This window comes from Streptomyces bathyalis (genome assembly GCF_015910445.1).
GTDB lineage: Bacteria > Actinomycetota > Actinomycetes > Streptomycetales > Streptomycetaceae > Streptomyces > Streptomyces bathyalis.
Genome location: NZ_CP048882.1, coordinates 4,051,244 through 4,070,289 on the forward strand (window position 1 = coordinate 4,051,244; position 19,046 = coordinate 4,070,289).

14 protein-coding genes are annotated in these 19,046 nt (G+C 71.5%); 9 read left to right on the forward strand and 5 right to left on the reverse strand.

What is annotated here, in order from left to right; translation table 11 throughout:
* Window positions 1–54: 54 nt before the first annotated feature.
* Window positions 55–2,025, reverse strand: a complete 1,971-nt coding sequence (locus tag G4Z16_RS17620) for a protein kinase domain-containing protein (protein ID WP_197351718.1) — start codon at window positions 2,023–2,025, stop codon at window positions 55–57.
* Between the two features lie 222 nt (window positions 2,026–2,247).
* Between G4Z16_RS17620 and G4Z16_RS17625 the strand changes: the two genes are divergently transcribed.
* From G4Z16_RS17625 to G4Z16_RS17640, 4 genes are all read left to right on the forward strand, one after another.
* Window positions 2,248–2,904 (forward strand): DUF4956 domain-containing protein, encoded by a 657-nt coding sequence (locus tag G4Z16_RS17625; protein WP_197351719.1) that lies wholly within the window; start codon window positions 2,248–2,250, stop codon window positions 2,902–2,904.
* A gap of 576 nt (window positions 2,905–3,480) precedes the next feature.
* Entirely contained in the window at window positions 3,481–4,878 is a 1,398-nt protein-coding gene (locus G4Z16_RS17630) for an aspartate aminotransferase family protein (RefSeq protein ID WP_197351720.1), read from the forward strand.
* Between the two features lie 48 nt (window positions 4,879–4,926).
* Window positions 4,927–5,604 carry a GntR family transcriptional regulator gene (locus G4Z16_RS17635; RefSeq protein ID WP_197351721.1) on the forward strand — a complete coding sequence of 226 codons (678 nt, stop codon included), beginning with the start codon at window positions 4,927–4,929 and terminating at the stop codon, window positions 5,602–5,604.
* Between the two features lie 150 nt (window positions 5,605–5,754).
* On the forward strand, window positions 5,755–6,408 hold the full coding sequence (locus G4Z16_RS17640; RefSeq protein ID WP_197351722.1) for a hypothetical protein: 654 nt from the start codon (window positions 5,755–5,757) through the stop codon (window positions 6,406–6,408).
* Window positions 6,409–6,456: 48 nt separating this feature from the next.
* Here the strand turns inward: G4Z16_RS17640 and G4Z16_RS17645 are convergent, their stop codons facing one another.
* Window positions 6,457–7,146, reverse strand: a complete 690-nt coding sequence (locus G4Z16_RS17645; protein WP_197354714.1) for an SLATT domain-containing protein — start codon at window positions 7,144–7,146, stop codon at window positions 6,457–6,459.
* A gap of 212 nt (window positions 7,147–7,358) precedes the next feature.
* Between G4Z16_RS17645 and purD the strand changes: the two genes are divergently transcribed.
* The 5 genes from purD (at window position 7,359) to G4Z16_RS17670 (ending at window position 14,551) form a co-directional block, all read left to right on the forward strand.
* Window positions 7,359–8,615, forward strand: a complete 1,257-nt coding sequence (gene purD, locus G4Z16_RS17650) for a phosphoribosylamine--glycine ligase (RefSeq protein ID WP_197351723.1) — start codon at window positions 7,359–7,361, stop codon at window positions 8,613–8,615.
* Window positions 8,616–9,013: 398 nt separating this feature from the next.
* A complete protein-coding gene (locus G4Z16_RS17655; protein WP_246530918.1) occupies window positions 9,014–10,594 on the forward strand; it encodes a hypothetical protein in 1,581 nt (526 codons plus the stop codon).
* An 83-nt stretch (window positions 10,595–10,677) separates the two neighbouring features.
* Window positions 10,678–12,174, forward strand: coding sequence for a N,N-dimethylformamidase beta subunit family domain-containing protein (locus G4Z16_RS17660; protein WP_197351724.1), 1,497 nt, complete (start codon window positions 10,678–10,680; stop codon window positions 12,172–12,174).
* Between the two features lie 160 nt (window positions 12,175–12,334).
* Complete coding sequence (locus G4Z16_RS17665) at window positions 12,335–13,285, forward strand: phosphoribosylaminoimidazolesuccinocarboxamide synthase (protein ID WP_197351725.1); 951 nt, start codon at window positions 12,335–12,337, stop codon at window positions 13,283–13,285.
* 273 nt (window positions 13,286–13,558) lie between these two features.
* Entirely contained in the window at window positions 13,559–14,551 is a 993-nt protein-coding gene (locus tag G4Z16_RS17670; protein WP_197351726.1) for a response regulator transcription factor, read from the forward strand.
* A 112-nt stretch (window positions 14,552–14,663) separates the two neighbouring features.
* Here G4Z16_RS17670 and G4Z16_RS17675 read toward each other — a convergent pair whose 3' ends face one another.
* From G4Z16_RS17675 to G4Z16_RS17685, 3 genes are read right to left on the reverse strand one after another with little or no spacing between them, the layout of a single operon-like run.
* Window positions 14,664–16,130: a phytoene desaturase family protein gene (locus tag G4Z16_RS17675; RefSeq protein ID WP_197351727.1), complete on the reverse strand. Its 1,467-nt coding sequence runs from the start codon at window positions 16,128–16,130 to the stop codon at window positions 14,664–14,666.
* Entirely contained in the window at window positions 16,127–18,148 is a 2,022-nt protein-coding gene (locus G4Z16_RS17680; protein WP_197351728.1) for an ABC transporter ATP-binding protein, read from the reverse strand. The genes G4Z16_RS17675 and G4Z16_RS17680 overlap by 4 nt, the downstream gene beginning before the upstream one ends.
* A 7-nt stretch (window positions 18,149–18,155) precedes the next feature.
* The gene (locus G4Z16_RS17685; protein WP_197351729.1) at window positions 18,156–18,914 is read right to left on the reverse strand and encodes a class I SAM-dependent DNA methyltransferase; all 759 of its coding nucleotides are present in this window, start codon (window positions 18,912–18,914) and stop codon (window positions 18,156–18,158) included.
* Window positions 18,915–19,046: the final 132 nt, after the last annotated feature.

Below are 19,046 nucleotides of genomic sequence, written 5' to 3' on the forward strand. Positions count from 1 at the left end.
GCTGCCAACACGTTCCCGTTTGATGGTCGCGGCCCGATGACGGGCGCCGGTCCTTCAGTTGAGCCGGCCGGCGAGGCGGCCGTCCTGCATGGAGGTGAGCCGGCTGACGAGGACGAGGGCGAGGATCGTGGCAGGAATGCCGAAGAAGTCGGTGAAGACGGCCACCGAGATGGTCTGCTGGGCCGCCTCGAGGCTGTCCTCGCCGTACCAGCTCTCGTAGTCCAGCAGGAAGAAGAAGAAATAGACGAGCCACATCGTCCACCAGCCGTTGACGATGCCCCGCCGTACGCGCGGCTTCGGCCCGTATCCCTGCCACTGCGGTGCGGCCGGATCGCTCGCCGTCCACACGTCGTTGAGGACCTGCTTGGGCATGAACAGGTTGCACACCGGTATGAACCACGAGCCGACCGCCATGGCCGAGCTGTAACGGATGCGGCCGGGCGCGAAGTGCTCCGAGTTGACCCGGACCCGCCAGAACCAGATCAGCCAGAGGACGATGACGCTGATCCCCAGCAGGGATTCGATGACCTCCACTCCGACCGTGGCGCCCTGCAGGCGGCCGTAGCCGTTGATGTCCTCGAGCTCGTCGGCGAAGCCGGTGTTCGCCTGCACGCTGTCGAGCTTGTTGATCACGAGGCCGTCCACGACCACGGCGATCGTCCCGATCAGCAGATGGAGGCTGAAGAGCACCGTGAGGGCCTGCGCGCTCCTGCGGGGAGAGGCAGTCGGGCGGAGCGGCTGTGCGGGCCGCGCGCCGCCGGGCCCGCCCGGACCGGCAGGAGCGGGACCGGGAGCCGGGGCCGGACCTGCAGGAGCGGGACCGGGAGCCGGGGCCGGACCGGCGTGCTGCCCCGGGAAGCCGGGCTGCCACTGCTGCTGCCGTGGCGGTGAGTACGGGGAGCCGGAGGGCGGGCCGTAGAGCCCTGGCGGCGGCGGGGTGGACGGGGCCGACTGCCCCGAGGGTGGCGGCGTCGACGGCCCCTGCTGAGGAGAAGGCGGCGGCGTCGAGGGTCCCTGGGGTGCGGAGGGCGGCGGCGTCGACGGCGTGGGCTGCGCGAGGGGACCGGACACCACGGGCCCAGCGGTGCTCACGGCCTCGGCGCGTGGCTGCTCGACGCTCTCCGGGTCCTCGCTGTCCAGCAGTTGCACGGCATGGCGGCCGAGCTCGGCGAGCACCTCGCCCGGGAGCCAGGTGCCCTTCAGTTCGCCCTCGGTCTGCTGCAGCAGCATCTCCACCGTGGGCCGGTCCGCCGGGTTCTTGGTGAGGCAGGCGGCGACGAGGTCCCTCAACGGACCCTCCAGCCCGGACAGTTCGGGCTCCTCCTCGGCGATGCGGAACAGCAGCGCGTGCACACCGCTGTCCGCCGTGCCGAACGGCATCCTCCCCGTCGCCGCGTACGCCAGTACCGCACCGAGGCAGAAGACATCGCTCGCGGGTGTGACCTGCATGCCGCGGACCTGCTCCGGCGACATGAAGCCGGGGGAGCCCACGAGCGCGCCCGTCCGCGTCAGCCCGCCCGCCGACTGCACGGCGGAGTCGAGGGCGCGGGCGATGCCGAAGTCGATGACGCGCGGACCGTCGATGGTGATGAGGATGTTGGACGGCTTCAGGTCGCGGTGGACGAGCCCGGCACGGTGGATGTCGCTGAGCGCGCGCACGAGCCCGGAGGCCAGCGCCGTCACGGTGGGGTGCGGCAGCGGCCCGAACTGGTCGTCCACGACCTCGGAGAGGGAGGGCCCGGCGATGTAACCGGTGGCGAGCCACGGCGTCGCGGCTTCGGTGTCGGCGTCCAGAACGGGTGCCGTCCACTCGCCGCCGACCTTGCGGGCCGCGGTGATCTCCTGGGCGAAGCGGCGCCGGAAGTCGGGCTGCCGGGCGAGTTCGTCCTGCACGGCCTTCACCGCAACCGTGCGGCCGCGCCCCGAACGGGCCAGATAGACCCGGCCCATGCCCCCTTCGCCGAGCCTGCCGAGCAACCGGTAGTCACCGATCCAGCGTGGGTCCTCGGCGCTGAGCCGCTTCATCTTGGTACCTCTTCCCCCCGGGTGCTTGGCTGCCACGAGAATAGAGTGGCGGGCGTCGCGGATGGATCGGAGCCCCGAATCCGATCCGATAACGCCCGTACGCCCGGCACGGGGGCGCACCTCGAGGGCCTGAATTGAGATGACAAGCTCTCAATTCGCCCTTATCGGTGGGGTGAGGGGCGTAGAGGCACCGCCGTTGACCGGCTCCCCTATTTTCCCGCTATGGACCCGATCAGCCAGATCCTCATCCATTTCGCACTGGACCTCGTCTCCGTCTGCGTGCTGACGTTCGCCATCTACTATCCGCGGCACCGGCGACGGGATCTGATCCCCGGGTATCTGGCGCTGAACGTGGCGCTGTTCGCGCTCGCCGCGGTGCTCGGCCGCAGCGGCGACCAAGGCGGCATCGCCCTCGGCTTCGGTCTGATCGGGGTGCTCTCCATCGTCGGCCTGCGCTCGGACTCCATGCAGAGCGAGGAGATCGCCTACTACTTCACGGCCCTCGTCCTCGGCCTCATCTCCGGCCTGCCGAACGTGAGTCTGATGCTCGCCGCATTGCTGTGCACGCTGCCGCTGGTGGTGGTCTACATCGCAGGCCACCCGCGGCTGTTCGCCCGTACGCTGCGTGCCCTCGTCACGGTCGACGAGGCGGTCACCGAACCGGCGGCCATCGAGACCTTCGTACGCGAACGGCTGGGGGAACCCCTCTCGTGGAAGATCCAGGAGGTCGACTACGGACGTGACCTCACAGTCGTCGACGTGCGGTACCGGCGTCCGGGCAACGCGCGTCACGGTGGAGGGCGCAGGCTGCGCGCGGTGGTGCGGCCGCCGCGGCCGCGCGGACCGCGGGAGTCCCCGGGGGAGACCATCCCTTCCTGAGGGCGTCCGGACGGCGAGTTCGTCGTGTTCGGTGGCCACTGCGCGGTGCCGCTGACGTGGCTGCCATGGCGGATGACCTGCCCGGCGTGCGGGCATGGCACGAGGATGGCGACCAGGGCGTGGACGCACTGCGGGTCGCCCCCGGTGACGGCCGGACTCGACGCCGAGGAACGCGGCATGTTGCCGGAGAGCGCGCTTTCGGCCCGCACGCTCGGCGAGTTGGCCGAGCCCACCGCCGACCTGCCGCCCGCGCCCGCGGCCGCAAGCAAGGACGTACTCGTGGTCGAGCAGCCCCGGCAAGTACATACGTCGTCCGTGCGGTGGGCGGGATCCGTCGGAAGACGGACCCCGGTGCGGGCGGCGCCGGGCCTTGCCGACGGTGACAGAGCCGAGGACGCGGCGCCCGCCGGGGTCATGAGAACGCGAGCCCGGGGCAGCCGTTCAGAGGGTGCTGAGGGGCCGTCGCACGGAACGGCCCAGGGCATGGCGATGCCGCGGTGTTGATTGCCCTGCTGGGGCACCCCCTAGGCTGTGGCCGTCCCACCCGGCGCCTTCCCCGAGCTGAGGAGCCAGCACGTGACAAGCACGAGTACGAACCCGTCGACCCCCGCCGTCGTCCCCGACCCGGCCGCCGGCCAGGCCGTACGGGCCGCCGACCGGGCGCACGTCTTCCACTCCTGGTCCGCGCAGGGGCTCATCGAGCCTCTGCCCGTAGCAGGCGGCGAGGGCTCGTACTTCTGGGACTACGACGGCAACCGCTACCTGGACTTCTCCTCCCAGCTGGTCAACACCAACATCGGGCACCAGCACCCCAAGGTCGTCGCCGCCATCCAGGAGCAGGCGGGCCGCATGTGCACGATGGCGCCCGGGTTCGCCGTCGACGTACGTGCAGAGGCGGCGCGGCTCGTCGCGGAGCGCACCCCCGGCGACCTGGACAAGATCTTCTGGACGAACGGCGGCGCGGAGGCCGTCGAGAACGCCGTCCGCATGGCCAAGCTGCACACCGGCCGCCCGAAGGTGATGAGTACCTACCGCTCGTACCACGGCCACACCTCGGCGGCGATCCACATCACCGGCGAACCGCGCCGCTGGGCCAACGACACGGGCTCGGCGGGCGCCGTGCACTTCTTCGGCCCGCACCTGTACCGCTCGCACTTCTACGCCGAGACGCAGGAGCAGGAGTCCGAACGCGCACTGGCCCACCTCGAGGAGACGATCGTCTACGAGGGCCCGGGCACGATAGCCGCGGTGATCCTCGAGACCGTCCCCGGAACCGCCGGCGTCCTCGTGCCGCCGCCCGGGTACCTCGCCGGGGTCCGCGAGATCTGCGACCGCCACGGCATCGTCTTCATCCTCGACGAGGTGATGGCCGGGTTCGGGCGCACCGGGGCCTGGTTCGCCGCGGACCACTTCGGCGTCACCCCTGATCTGATCACCTTCGCCAAGGGCGTCAACTCCGGCTATGTGCCGCTGGGCGGCGTGGCCATCTCCGCCGAGATCGCGGCCACCTTCGACAAGCGTCCCTACCCGGGCGGGCTCACCTACTCCGGGCACCCGCTGGCGTGCGGTTCCGCCGTGGCGACGATGAACGCCATGGCCGAGGAGGGCATCGTCGAACAGGCCGCGCAGATCGGCGAGAACATCATCGGCCCGGCGCTGCGGGAGATCGCGGGACGCCACCCGTCGGTCGGCGAGGTGCGCGGCATGGGCGTCTTCTGGGCGCTGGACCTCGTACGGGACAAGGAGACCCGCGAGCCTCTCGTGCCCTACAACGCGAGCGGCGCGGACAACGCGCCGATGGCCGAGTTCGCGGCCGCCTGCAAGCGCGGCGGCGTGTGGCCCTTCGTCAACATGAACCGCACCCACGTCGTGCCACCGTGCACGATCAGCGAGGCGGAGGTCAAGGAGGGTCTGGCGGTCCTGGACGAGGCACTCGGCGCCGCCGACGCGCACACGACCTCGGGGCGGGGCTGAGGCCGGGTCCGGGCGAGTTCGTCTCGCGAGCAGATTCGAGTCGAGCCGATGATCAAGCGAAGTACGCTGCGGGCGCAGATCGCCAGCGCCCTGCGGGACGAGATCCTGGCCGGGAGACTCCCGGCCGGGAGCCACTTCACGGTCAAGGAGATCGCCGAGCAGTACGGGGTGTCCGCCACACCCGTGCGCGAGGCGCTGGTCGACCTGGCCGCGCAGGGTCTGCTGGACGTGGAGCAGCACCGGGGCTTCCGCGTCCACGAATTCACCATCGACGATTACCGGGCCATGGTGAAGGCTCGGATGGTGGTCCTCGACGGGCTCTTCCACGGCTACTTCGCGGACGACGGGCCGGTGCCGATGCTCACGCTCGACGACGCCGTCCTCGCCTCCGTGCGGCGCCGGGCGGAGGCCGCGGTGAGGGCGGCCCGGGCCGGCGACCTCGATGTGCTGATCGGCTACGACCTGCGCTACTGGCGGGAGTTGGGCGACGTCATCGGGAACCGGTACATCTGCGACTTCCTCGACCGGCTCCGCGTGCAGTGCTGGGTCTTCAGCGTGCCCTGCCTGCGCGCCGAGCGGGACCTGGCGAACCGGCTGTGGTCGGGGCACCGGGAGCTGGTGGACGCGGTGGAGCGGGACGACGCGGAGGCCACGCAGCGGCTCGTTACCGACTACCACCAGCATGCGCTGGCGCTCGCGGAGAAGCCCATGCGGTCGGGCCCGTGAGCCCGTCCCGCGCAGTGACCGGCACGCTGACAGGCACGGTGACCGGCGCCGTGCGTCCCGCACTCTTCAACACGGCCCCGGCAGGCGGCATTACGCTGTTGCGACCGGGCCGGGGGTGTCCCCCGGCGAAGCGAGGCTGGAGAAAATCCCTTGGCATGTGATCTCTGGTTGGTTCCCCTCGTCGACGTGCTGTGCCACAGCCCCGACAACCCCTTCGCCGAGGAGATCGCTGCGTACGACAAGGCCCTGACGGAAGCGGGGCTGCCGCCCGTCCCCGTCTACAACTACATGCCGGGCCTCTCGGGAGAGGTCGCGCCGGTCGCGGGTTTCGACTACGAGGCGCTGCACTTCCTGCGCCGCGCGCACATCCTGCAGATGTGCAATCTCGAGGTCACGCCCGTCGACGAACTGGGCGGCGACTACGAGCAGTTGCTGGAGATGTTCGAGACGACGGTGCAGCAGTCGCATCTGGTGTGGCACTACGACCACGCGGGCGCGTACGTCCCCCTCGACTTCCCCGTGCCGCTCGCGAACGACGAACTGATCGACGGCGGCGGGCCGTTGGGCTCCAGCCACGGTCTGCTGCGCGAACTGGAGGCCGTCGCCCCGTACTTGGGCATCGACCCGGCCGCACCGCCGCCGGCCCCGCAGTCCCCCTCGCGCCCCACGGATCTGGAGGAGCCGGCGGAGATGCCGGTGGCTCCCGAGGACGGGCCGTTCGCGCGGGAGCGGCACGTGTGGCTCGGGCTGCACGCGGCGGCCACCCGGAGCCTGGCCCAGGGATCGATGATCGTCTTCAGCTGACGGGAGGTACACGGCGCCCGCCGTCAGGACGGGGACCGCAACGCGACGTCACAGAGGCCCCTCGGGCGGACGCTGGCGGGGCATGCTCGGGCGGAAGCCGGGCGGCGCGGGGAAGCGGTGCACGTTGTGCCCGGCGGCGCAGATCTCCGCGGGACGTGCCGCCGAAACGGCCACGGGCTGCGAGGCCAGCGGTGACGGGCCGGGCCTGAACTCCAGCATCCAGTCTGCCGTTTCGCTCCGGACGATCTCCGAGACGTCCTCGGTGAAGCGGCGCAGCAGTGACAGTCCGCGTTCGGCCGCCTCACTCGCCCCGCCCTCCGTCGGGCCGAGCATCTCGCGCACGGACTCCGAGGCCCAGTCGTACTGGAGCGTCTCCAGCCTGCGCTGGATCGCCTGCGCCGTCGCGACGTCGCGGATCCAGCCCGACGTCAGCCCGAAGTACCGGTCCGCGCAGATGCAGGCAAGGGCGCCGAGCAGCGCCAAGTAGCCCCACACGGCATGCCGCACCGGCAGCGTCCCGGTCAGGGTCAGCAGCGGCAGCACCGCGGCGCCGGCGGCCCCGAGCGACACACCGGTGCGCAGGGCACGCGCACCCCACTGCTTCAAGGTGCGGTCGGAGAGATACCAGTCGGCGATGAACAGCGCGCGCTGCTCCACCCATACGTACAGCTCGTCGAGGCGCTCCCCCGGCTCGCCCCAGTCACCGAGCGGGAACGCCCGTCCCGCCCCGGGTCGCATCTTCGGCTTGCTCACCGCCACACCCCACAACACACGCGCCACGACGACGACCGTTTCGAAGGGCCCTTCCTACCGCCATAAGTGGGGGCGCAACGCCACTTTGCGGCCGAACTACCACCGAATTGTGCACTGCTCAGGTATAGGACGGATTCCGCTCTCACTCGAAAGAGTGCCCCGCGAAGCGCTCGGAGCCCGACGTCTAGGCTGCTCCCGTGAGGATTCTGGTCATCGGCGGCGGCGCCCGCGAACACGCCCTGTGCCGCTCTCTCTCGCTCGACCCCGAGGTCACCGCGCTGCACTGCGCGCCCGGCAACGCCGGAATCGCCGAGGTCGCCACGCTGCACGCCGTGGACGCGACGGACGGCGCCGCCGTCGCGACGCTCGCGGAGACGCCGCAGGTGAACGCGGACCTCGTCGTCATCGGGCCGGAGGCACCACTCGTCGCGGGTGTCGCGGACGCCGTACGGGCGCGCGGCATCGCCGCGTTCGGGCCGTCGGCGCAGGCGGCACGCCTCGAGGGTTCCAAGGCGTTCGCCAAGGAGGTCATGGCTGCGGCCGGCGTGCCCACGGCCCGCAGCCACCTGTGCACGACACCGCAGGAGGCCGACGAGGCGCTGGACGCCTTCGGTCCTCCGTACGTGGTGAAGGACGACGGGCTCGCCGCCGGCAAGGGAGTCGTCGTGACCGACGACATCGAGGTGGCGCGTGCCCATGCACACGCCTGTGAGCGGGTCGTCATCGAGGAGTTCCTGGACGGTCCGGAGGTCTCGCTCTTCGCGGTGACGGACGGCGAGACCGTCGTGCCGCTCCAGCCCGCGCAGGACTTCAAGCGGGCCTACGACGGCGACGAGGGGCCCAACACCGGTGGGATGGGCGCCTATTCACCACTCCCGTGGGCCGACCCGAAGCTGGTGCAGGAGATCGAGCAGACGGTGCTCCGGCCGACCGTCGACGAACTGCGGCGCCGCGGGACGCCGTTCTCGGGGCTGCTCTACGCGGGGCTCGCGATCACGTCGCGCGGCGTGCGCGTCATCGAGTTCAACGCCCGCTTCGGCGACCCGGAGACCCAGGCCGTGCTGGCGCGCCTGCGGACGCCGCTGGCCGGGCTGCTGCACGCCGCGGCCACCGGACGGCTGGCCGACCTCCCGCCGCTGAACTGGAGCGAGGAGGCCGCGGTCACCGTCGTCGTCGCGGCGCACGACTACCCGGCGGCGCCCCGCACCGGCGATGTGATCGAAGGGCTCGACGCGGTGGCGCAACAGGACGCTCCCGAGGCGTACGTACTGCACGCGGGCACCAAGCGGGACTCGCAGGGCCGCGTGGTCAGCGCGGGCGGCCGGGTGCTCTCCGTCACCGCGACGGGACCGGGGCTCTCGGGGGCACGCGAACGGGCGTACCAGGCGCTCGGACGCATCCGGCTCGACGGCTCCCACCACCGCACGGACATCGCGGCCAGGGCGGCCGAGTAGGCGATTCGGGTGTCGCGGTCCCGGTGGCCCGCCTGGGGGCCCGGCCGGCGGCCGGCCGGACCGCGCACCCATAAGGGACACAGGGGGACAGGACGGACACTCCTCTCACCCCCCTATGACGCAAGAGCTCTACCCAAAGCCATTCCATCGAGTGACCGGACAGCGGAGCGGCTGACGGCTGAACGGCCCCCAACTAGGGTTCCGCGCAAGCCGCATGGGCGTCCGCGGCCCTGTGCCGGGCTGTGTCCCGAGTGGCCCTGCGCACGTTGCGGTGTCGGCGCGCGGTGCCACAGTGGGACCACCGAAACCCGGGAAACCGGACACGTCATGATGGGGGTGAGCAGTTCGTGGTGGGCCGCCAGGCAGGGACGCGCTCCGCGCGCTCGCACGCTCTCTCCGTGCTCCGCATCCGCGGCACGGCGCTCGCACTCGCGCTGCTGCCCGCCGCGGCCGCCGTGATACTCCTCGCCGCCGAGACGACGGGCCGCATCGGCTCCGACTGGGCGGGCGTGCGGCTCGCCGTCAGCGGTGTCGCGCTGTTGGCCCTGGCGGTGGCCGGGGGCGTCGCTGCCGTGATCGCACGGTCGCGCCCTGCCGTCTCTCCCACCGTCCCCGTCGAGGAGAGCTCCGCAACCGACCTGTACGACCTGGTGCGGGATCTGGCCGAGCGGCTGGAGGTCCCGGTGCCCTCCGCAGTGGCCCTCACCCCGGACTGCGACAGCTGGCTCGAGGACCGCTCGCACCGCACCCGCGGGCGCGTGGCTCCCGTGCTGGTCATCGGCTCGCCCTTCCTGTGGTGGATGAGGGTGGCCGAACTGCGCGCCCTGCTGGCACCCGTGGTCGCGGGCACCGGACCTTCCCTGCATCCCGACATAGCCGCGGCCCGCCGGTTCGTCCGGGGGCTGGACGCGGCGGTCGCCGTGGCCGACAAGGCACGCGCCGGGCGGTCCGGCACGTCAGGGCCGGGTGCGGCGGTGCGCCGGGCCGGTCTCCGCTTCGCGGGCGGCTGCTCCCGGTTGATGCTCCGCGCGTGCGGGCCGCACGCGGCCGAGATGGAGCGCGGGGTCGCCGCCGCGGCCGCCGCCCGTGCACAGGGTGTGGATCACGCGCTGCGTACGGCGGCGCAGGAACAGGTCGGCCTCGCATACGCGGGCTGGGACAGGCTGCTGACGCGGGTCGCCCTGCCCGCCTGGCGTATCGGCCGGTGGCCGGCCCGTCTCGATGCGGGGGTGGTCTCGGCGCTGACGGACCTCTCACACCGGGACAGGCTCGCGGAAGGCTTCACCTCGCGCCTGGGCGAGCGCCCCGCCTGCGATCTGCTCGACGAGCCGGGCACCGTCGACGAAGCGGTCTCGCTGCTCGCCGCCCGCCTCTTCCACGGAGGACCGCCGGAGCCGGGGCCCGACTGGGCGCCCGTGGACTGGCAGGAGTACCCGGAGGAGGTCGTCGACCGCATCTGGCGCACCCGCGCCTCCCGGCTCTTCACGCACCTGACCGCGCTCGACCGTCCCGGCAGCGGCTCTGTGGACGGCGGAGCGACCCCGGCCCGGATCATGGAGTGGCTGACGGGCGGCCCGGTGGCCCGTACGGAAGAGCTCGCGGCCCGCATAGGTGCCGCCGTCGCCCGTGAGACCTCGCCCGAATCGTGGGAGGACGCGCTCGTGGCGCCGCTCATAGCCGGCGTGGGCGACGGAGCCGGCGTCTCGCCCATGGGCCTCCCGCTCCAGGCTCCCCGCAGCGGGCGCGAGTTGATGCTGGAGCACATCACCGCCGTGATCTGCTGCGCGGCCGTGGACACGGCCGGCGCCGTCCCCGGTCTCGACTGGCTCGACGGCCCGGCGCTCCTCGTCGACGGTGCGCGCGCGGCCGACCTGACGAGCCCCGTGCTCGAACTCGTCGAGGCAGGCGACCCCCAGCCGCTCCGGGAGTGGATGGCCGCGGTGGGAGTCCGGCCGGACAAGCCCGTTCGCCTCGTATGATGCCGGGCGGTGACGCACCGCTCGCGTAATGTGATGGTGTGGCTCTGTCGGGGGTGTCGACGAGCAGGGGGGTTGAGTCACAAGTGGGCCAGGCAGACATCCGGCGCTGGGAGTCCGGGGCGCTTGCGCACGCGGTCACGGACCCGTTCGGCCAAGGGCCGCTGCCCTGGCTGCGCTTCGGCGAGCAGTACTTCGACAACGGCCGCATGGTCCCCTGGTACGTGGACCACACCGGCCTCGAGGATGTGCTCTCCGGCGAGCGGATCCCGCGCAGCCCAGGGGTGGGCCGCCCCCGCACCGCTGACGACCTGCACTGCCAGATCAAGGGCTTCGCGGGCAGCGACGGCGGCACGGCCCCGGGTGAGTCGCTCGACTTCCGCATCACTGTCGACCCGCCGCAGTCCTTCGGCGTCGACATCTACCGCATCGGCCACTACGACGGCGACGGCGCGAGGAAGATCACCACCAGCCCGCGTCTGTCGGGCATCCGCCAGCCGGCCCCGCTCACCGCCGGGAAGACGGTCTCCTGCCACCACTGGTGGCTCTCCTGGCGCCTGCAGATCCCCGAAGACTGGTCAACCGGTGCCTACGTCGCCGTCCTCACCACCGCCGACGGGTGCCACCGCTCGCACATCCCCTTCACCGTCCGCGACCGCACGCCCGGGGACCTGCTCCTCGTCATGCCGGACATCACCTGGCAGGCCTACAACCTCTTCCCCGAGGACGGTCGCACCGGCGCGAGCCTGTACCACGCGTGGGACGAGGAGGGCCGGCTGCTGGGCGAGGAGGACGCCGCCGTCACGGTCTCCTTCGACCGCCCCTATGCCGGAGCCGGCCTGCCCCTGCACGTCGGCCACGCCTACGACTTCATCCGCTGGGCCGAGCGCCAGGGCTACGAGCTCGCATACGCCGATGCCCGCGATCTGCATGCGGGCCGCGTCGATCCGTCCCGCTGCCGAGGCGTCATCTTCCCCGGCCACGACGAGTACTGGACGGTGCCCATGCGCCGTGCGGTGGAACGGGCGCGCGACTCGGGGACCTCGCTGGTCTTCCTGTCCGCCAACACCATGTTCTGGCAGGTCCAGTTGGACCCGCTGCCCGGCGGCTCCCCCGACCGGCTGCTGACGTGCCGCAAGCGCCGGGGCCCCGGCCGCGCCGCCCAGTGGCGCACCATGGGCGAACCCGAACAGCTCGTGCTGGGCATCCAGTACACCGGGCAGGTGCCCCGCCCGTACCCGCTGGTGGTGCGCAACAGCGACCACTGGCTGTGGGAGTCCACCGGTGCGGCCGACGGAGACGAATTGCCCGGCCTGGTCGCCGGTGAGGCCGACTGCTACTTCCCCCGCACGAGCCTGCCGGAGCACTCCGAGCGTGCGCTGCTCGCGCACTCCCCGTACAGCGACGTGCGGGGCGTCCACCGCCACCAGGAGACGTCGCTCTACCGGGCTCCCTCCGGGGCACTGGTCTTCTGCTCCGGCACCTTCGCCTGGTCGCCGGCGCTCGACCGTCCCGGCCACGTCGACCCCCGCATCCAGCGGGCGACGGCCAACCTCCTCGACCGGGTGAGCAAGAAGGGCTGAGGGAGCCGCAGGCAGAGGCCCTGGCCCGCCGCGTTCCACCCGCCCCCGAGAGGTGTGCGAACCCCTCGTACGGGACAATCGGGAGCTGAAGCGCTCCCCCCTTTCCCCCACTGTTCGCCGGGGGCACCGGAGGGAGACCCTGACCGACCCCGGAGGACCCGTGTCCGGATTCGTGGAGAAGCCCGACCCCGTGCAGGTCCCGGGCCTGCTGCATCTGCACACCGGCAAGGTGCGCGATCTGTACCGCAACGAGGCGGGCGACCTCGTCATGGTGGCCAGCGACCGCATCTCCGCATACGACTGGGTGCTGCCGACCGAGATCCCCGACAAGGGCAGGATCCTCACCCAGCTGTCCCTGTGGTGGTTCGAGCAGCTCGCGGACCTCGTCCCCAACCACGTCGTCAGCACCGAGGTGCCCGAGGGCGCCCCTGCCGACTGGGAGGGGCGCACCATGGTGTGCCGCTCGCTGCGCATGATCCCGGTGGAGTGCGTCGCGCGCGGCTACCTGACCGGTTCGGGTCTCGCGGAGTACGAGCAGACCCGTACGGTCTGCGGACTCGCACTGCCCGAAGGGCTCACCGACGGCTCGGAGTTGCCGGGCCCGATCTTCACGCCTGCCACGAAGGCGGCCGTCGGCGACCACGACGAGAACGTCAGCTACGAGGAGGTCGCCCGCGAGGTCGGAGCCGAGACCGCCGCCCAGCTGCGGCAGTTGACGCTCGCCGTCTACCAGCGCGCCCGCGACGTCGCCCTCGACAGGGGCATCATCCTCGCCGACACGAAGTTCGAGTTCGGGTACCGGACGGGTGACGAGGACGGCATCGGCGTGCAGGCCGAGTCGGACGTCGGCCTGGTCCTCGGCGACGAGGTGCTCACTCCCGACTCGTCACGCTTCTGGCCCGCGGACAAGTGGGAGCCAGGGCAGGCGCAGGCGTCCTTCGACAAGCAGTTCGTCCGGGACTGGCTCTCCGGGCCGGAGTCCGGGTGGGACAGGAGCGGTGAGGAGCCTCCGCCTCCGCTGCCGGCGAGCATCGTGGAACAGACCCGCACGAAGTATGCGGAGGCGTACCGGATGCTCACCGGGCTCGAGTGGTTCTGGCCGCTGCGCTGACGCGCCGGTGCGGGCCGCCGGAAGACCCGTCGTGATCCACGAGCCGAACGCGAGGCGCGATTTCCGGAGTTGAATCCTCCGTCCGGGACGGTGCATACGGGGGCAGATGCGCACCATACGAAGGGCCCTTTCGAAAAGGTCTCCCTTTGAGGGGTGTTCGTCGCCTTCGTTTTTTCTATGCTCGGAGACCTGTTCCGCATGTGGGTGCCCAAGTTCTGACCACCGCCCATGTGCAGGGGTCCAGGCGGGGTGACCGGACAGGGGGAATTCACCTTGGGTACGAACGAGATGTCCTATCTCGGCCTCACCGAGGAGCAGGAACACATGTACCGGCTCTGTCTGCGTGAGCCCGGCATAGGACTCGACGGCCTCATAGACCAGCTCCGGCTGCCGCCCAACGCGGCACGCAGGGAGCTGCGCAGGCTGCGTGAACTGGGCCTGCTGCGAAGACAGGCCGACGGACTCGCCGCGGCGGACCCGGACGTGGCAGTGGCCAGGCTGCTCGACCTGCGCCTGCACGAACTGCACGAGAAGCTGCAACGCGTCACGCAGCTCCAGCCGTTGGTGGCGTCGTTGCGCGCGGAGCGCGGCGAGGAGCGAGAGCCGGCCGCCCTCGGCATCGAGCAGGTCACCGACCCCGCGAAGATCCGCGACCGCATCGACGACCTGGCCTTCTTCGCCCGCGAAGAGGTCGCTCTCGTGGAGCCGGCCGTCGCGCTGCGGCAGGAGGAGATCGACGAGGCACGCCCGCGTGTGCTGCGCTGCCTGCGAAGAGGGCTGACGGTGCGCACCGTTCTCGTCCGCAAGGCCCTCGACCACGAGCCGACAGTGGCGTATCTGCGTGAACTGGAGTCGTACGGGGCACGGGTGCGGCTGGTCACCCACACCACGGCGAAGATCCAGATGTACGACCGCCGCACCGCCGTCGTACCCGTCGACCCCGAAGAGACCGCCGCCGGCGCGCTGTTCGCGCAGGAGAGCGGGCTGGTCTCCAACATCCTCGCCCTCTTCGAGTCGATCTGGGCGGAGTCGGAGGACCTGGCGACGCTGCTGGGGGAGTGGAGATCCGAAGAGGACGCGCCTTCCGAGCTGGAGCGGATGGTTCTGCGAGCGATGTGCTCCGGGGGCAAGGACGAGGCGGGGGCGCGCGACCTGGGTGTCTCGGTTCGTACCTACCGGCGCTACATCGCGGACCTGATGCAGCTGCTCGGCGCCGGCAACCGTCCGCAGGCGGCGCTGCTGGCGCGGGAGCGCGGCTGGGTCTGACGGGCGGTCGCGTCGGGGCCGGTTCGCCGGGTGGTTCATAGGGCCGGAGGCGGTGGCGGCGGGGCCGGCGCCGCTGTCGCTCCCCCTCCGGGACGGGGGCCCGGCGCCGGTCTCAGGCCCGTACGCCCGGCGCGGTCGGCCCCAGCGCCGGTGCCTCACGCACGCCGAAGCGGTTCCGCAGCGCGGAGAGCGCGGCCAGATGACCGCACATGCCGTGCACGCCGGGCCCGGGCGGCGTCGAGGCGGAGCAGAGGAAGACGCCCGGAAGCGGGGTGCGCCAGGGGTCGAGCCTGGGAACCGGCCGCGCCAGCGACTGGTACAGCGTCATCGCACCGGCTCCGATGTCGCCGCCCACATAGTTGGGGTTGTACGACTCGTAGTCGCGCGCCGCGACGCCGCGTGCCGCGAGCACGGTGTCGCCGAAGCCCGGGGCGTACTTCTCGATGCGTGAGCGCAGAAGGGCCACCGGGTCCCGCGGGTCGCCGTTCGGAACGTGCGCGTACGCCCACACTGGCCGCTTGCCCTTGTGCGCACGCCCGGGATCGGTGGCCGCCGGCTCCACGAGCAGCACGAACGGCTCGTCGGTGGGTTCGCCCCGTACCGCCAGCCGCTCCCTGCGGGCGATCGCGGTGTGGCTGCCGCCCAGGTGGACGGTGCCGGCGCGGCCCACGTCCGGATTGGTCCACGGGACGGGCTCCGAGACGAGGAAGTCGGCCTTCGTCGCACCCGGCCCGTAGCGGAAACGCCTCAACTGCCGTGCGTAGCCCGCCGGGAGACGCCCTTCGGCGAGGGTGAGCAGCTGGGTCGGAGTGGTGTCGAGCAGGACGGCGCGCGCGTGGTCGAGCTGGCGCAGGCTGGTGATGTGCGAGCCGGTGTGGATGGTGCCGCCGTGCGCCCGTACGTCGTCGGCCATGACCCGGGCGATGCGTTCGCTGCCCCCGCGCGGCAGCGGCCAGCCGGTCGCGTGCGCGAGGTGACCCAGCAGCATCGCGACGGCGTCCGCGGCGAGGGAGGGCAGCTTGCCCACGGCGTGCGCGGCGACTCCCGCGAGCAGCGCCGGGGCGACATCCCCGCGGAAGCCGCTGAGCGCCCTTCGGGGAAGCAGCCGCGCCGCGAGCAGCAGGACGGCGGCGGGATCGCCCGGCAGGGACCGCTGGCCGCTCATGATGAAGTCCACCAGGCCCGTGCTGTGTTCGACCAGCGGCTCCATCAGCTGCCGCCAGCGCCGGCCGTCCTCCCCGAGGCCGTCGCAGGTGGCGTCCAGGTCGGGGTATGCCAGGCCGGCGCGTCCGTCGTCCAGCGGATGCGCGTAGCCGATCTCGGGGCCGAGGAGTTCCACGCCGCGGGCCGTGAGGTCGAACTCGCGGAAGAACGGGGAGGCGGCGGCCATGGGATGGACGGCGGAGCACACGTCGTGCCGGACGTCGCTGTCGAAGTACGCCTCGCCGCGCAGGCCGCCGCCGATGGAGGCGGCGGCCTCGTGCAGCTCGACCCGCAGGCCGGCCCGTGCCAGCGTCACCGCGGCGGCGAGCCCGTTCGGACCGGTGCCGACGATCGCCGCATCGACGGTCTGCGTCACCGCGACCCGCCGACGGGCGTGCCGTTGTGCACCGGCGTCCCGTTCCCGTTCTGACCCGCGGCACCCGCGAACCCCGGCATGCCGGTCGGGTCCGTGGGCCAGGAAGCGGTCGAAGTGGCGGCCTGCAGCTGCGAGTTGGCGAGCCGGTAGTAGAGCGCGTCCCGCTTCATGAGCTCGTCGTGCTGGCCCACGGCCTGCACACGGCCCTCGTTCATCACCACGATCATGTCGGCGTCGACGACGGTCGAGATGCGGTGCGCGATCGCGATCACGGCGCAGCGGGCGGAGACCTTGCGCAGCGTCTCGCGGAACTCCCGTTCGGAGTCGGAGTCCAGATGGGAGGTGGCCTCGTCGAGGAGGAGCACCGCGGGCTTCTGCAGCAGCGCCCTCGCGATGCACAGGCGCTGCCGCTGCCCGCCGGAGAGGCCGCTGCCCTGGTCGCCCAGTTCGGTGTCCAGCCCCTGGGGCAGCTCGCTGACGACCTTGGTGAGTCCGGCCAGTTCGATGACCTGGCGTACGTCCTCGTCGCTGGCGTCGGGCGTCGCGTACACCACGTTGTCGCGCACGGAGCCGCGCATGGCCGCGGTGTCCTGCTGCACGTAGCCGACGAGTCCCCGGAGCGTGGACAGCGGCATCGTCTCGATGTCCTTGCCGCCGACCGTGATGCTTCCGGAGTCCAGCGCGTGGAAACGCTCGATCAGCTGGAAGAGCGTGGTCTTCCCGGCGCCGGACGGGCCGACGACCGCGGTCATTCCGCGGGCGGCCACCGAGAAGGTGACGTCGGAGAGCGTCTCGGCCGGCTGCTGGGCGTCGCCGCCCGAACTTCCCTCGCCGCCCTCGCCGTTCTTCTCGTCCTTGCCCCCGTAGCTGAAGTGCACGGAGCGGAATTCCACGGCGTCCTGGTCCGCCGAGAGCGACGAAGTGGACGGAGGCTTCGGCCGGTGCCGCATCCTGTCGAGCACGCCGCCCTCCTGCGGAAGGGTGGTGAGCTCGTCGACCCTGCGGATCGCGGCGCGCCCCTGCTGGAACTGGCCGATGGCCAGGAAGAAGAGCACCAGGGGGGAGACCATGTAGAAGAGATACATCACGAAGGCGGTGAGGTCCGCCATCGACATCGTCCCGCGGGTCACCCGCGTCATGCCGACGCCGACGACGACGGCGAGCGCCGCCTGCGTACCCACGTTCATGGCGGGCATGAAGAGCGCGTTGAGGCCGTTGACCCGCACCCCGGAGTTGCGTGCGCGCCAGGCCAGCAGGCCGATGCGGTTCGTCTCGCGGTCCTCCGCGCGGGATGCCTTGACGGTGGGCAGAGCCGACAGCGCGCGCTGCACGTCCGAGCCGTAGGCGCTGGTGTCCTCGCGGTTGACGACCGCCGCCCTGCGCACGCTGCGCGCCAGCATCAGTGAGACGCCGCTGGCGATGCCGAGGCAGGCCAGCGTGATCAGCATCATCCACACGTCGATCAGGAACATCACGACGACGCCGCCCGCCACCGTGAATCCGTTGATGACGAGCTGCGCCAGGCTCTGCGACAGCGCGATCTTCGCGAGCGAGGTGTCCGAGACCGTACGTGTGAGGACGTCGCCCTGCTGCTGCTTGCTGTAGGCGGACAGGTCCACGTGCAGCAGGCGTCTGGTGAGCAGCATGCGCACGTCGTAGACGACGTTCTCGCCGGCCCGGCCGATCAGATACGACTGGAGCGCCGAGAACGCGCCGTCGACGCAGAACAGGCCCACGAGGATCAGGACCGCCGTGGCGAGTGGCTTGTTCGCGGCCGCCTGCTTGATCAGTTCACCGATCGCGTACGGCTGCGCGAGCTGCGCCGTCACACCGATCAGGCCGATGACGATGCCCGCGGCGAGTAGCCCGCGGTGGCGCCGCGCCAGGTACCAGACGGCGGCCGGACTGGTGCCGCCCCGCCGTCTGCGCGCGTGCGCCGGGCCAAGGTGCTCCGGTGGCTCCTCCGCACGGGGAGTCTCGGAAACCGTCGTGTCCTTCGCCTCCACGGTGCTGCTCATGCCGGGGTCACCTCGCCGTGTAGGTGCTGACGAACATGGGGGAGTCCTCCGCGTAGGGCGTCTCCTCCCAGTCCGCCCAGCGGTCGACCGGCTTCAGGCCGGCGGCTGCCGCGTACTCGTCCACCTCCTCCGGCGTGGTGAGCCGGGCCAGTTCGGAGCCGACGGAGGACTTGCCGTCCTCGAACCAGATGTGCGAGGCGTGCCAGAGACTGCGGTCCTCGAAGACGGTGGAGTACGTCAGCAGACCCGTGTTCGGCTCCGGGTAGGGGATGAAGTACGAGGTGCGCTGCTGCCCCTCGTGCAGGGCCCGCAGGCCGCCCGGGTTCGACGTCTCCACGACGAGGACGCCGCCGGGAGCGAGCCGGTCCGCGGCGTGCTGCATGACGGCCCGCTGGTCGTCGGCCTCGAGGATCATCGAGAAGGTCGCGCAGACGCAGTAGACCAGCTGGTACTTCGTGTCGTCGGTGTACTTGCGGATGTCGCCGTGCACCGCTTCGACGTCGGCGTTCGCCTCTTTCGCCTTCGCCGTGAGCTGTTCGAGCATCTCGGGCGAGGAGTCGACGCCTGTCACGGGAAAGGCCCGTTGGGCCAGGGGTATCGCCACCCGGCCGGTGCCCACGCCGAGTTCGAGGGCGCGTTCACCGGGGTCGGGGTGCAGGGAGGCGAGCTTGCGCACGGTCGGCTCGGTGTACGCGCCGCTCGGGAAGATCCGGTCGTAGAAGTCTCCGAACTGCCGCCCGTAGCCTATGTCGTCCACAGAGCTCATCAGGGGCCCCCTCTCGGTCTTGTGGTGCGGGCCTTCCGCTGTGCTTCGCCGGGGGTTTCCGGCTCCCTGGCCTTCCGGTCGTCCGGCTTCCGGTGGTTCGGGGAGCCGGGGCGGGCTACTTCTTCTTGCTGT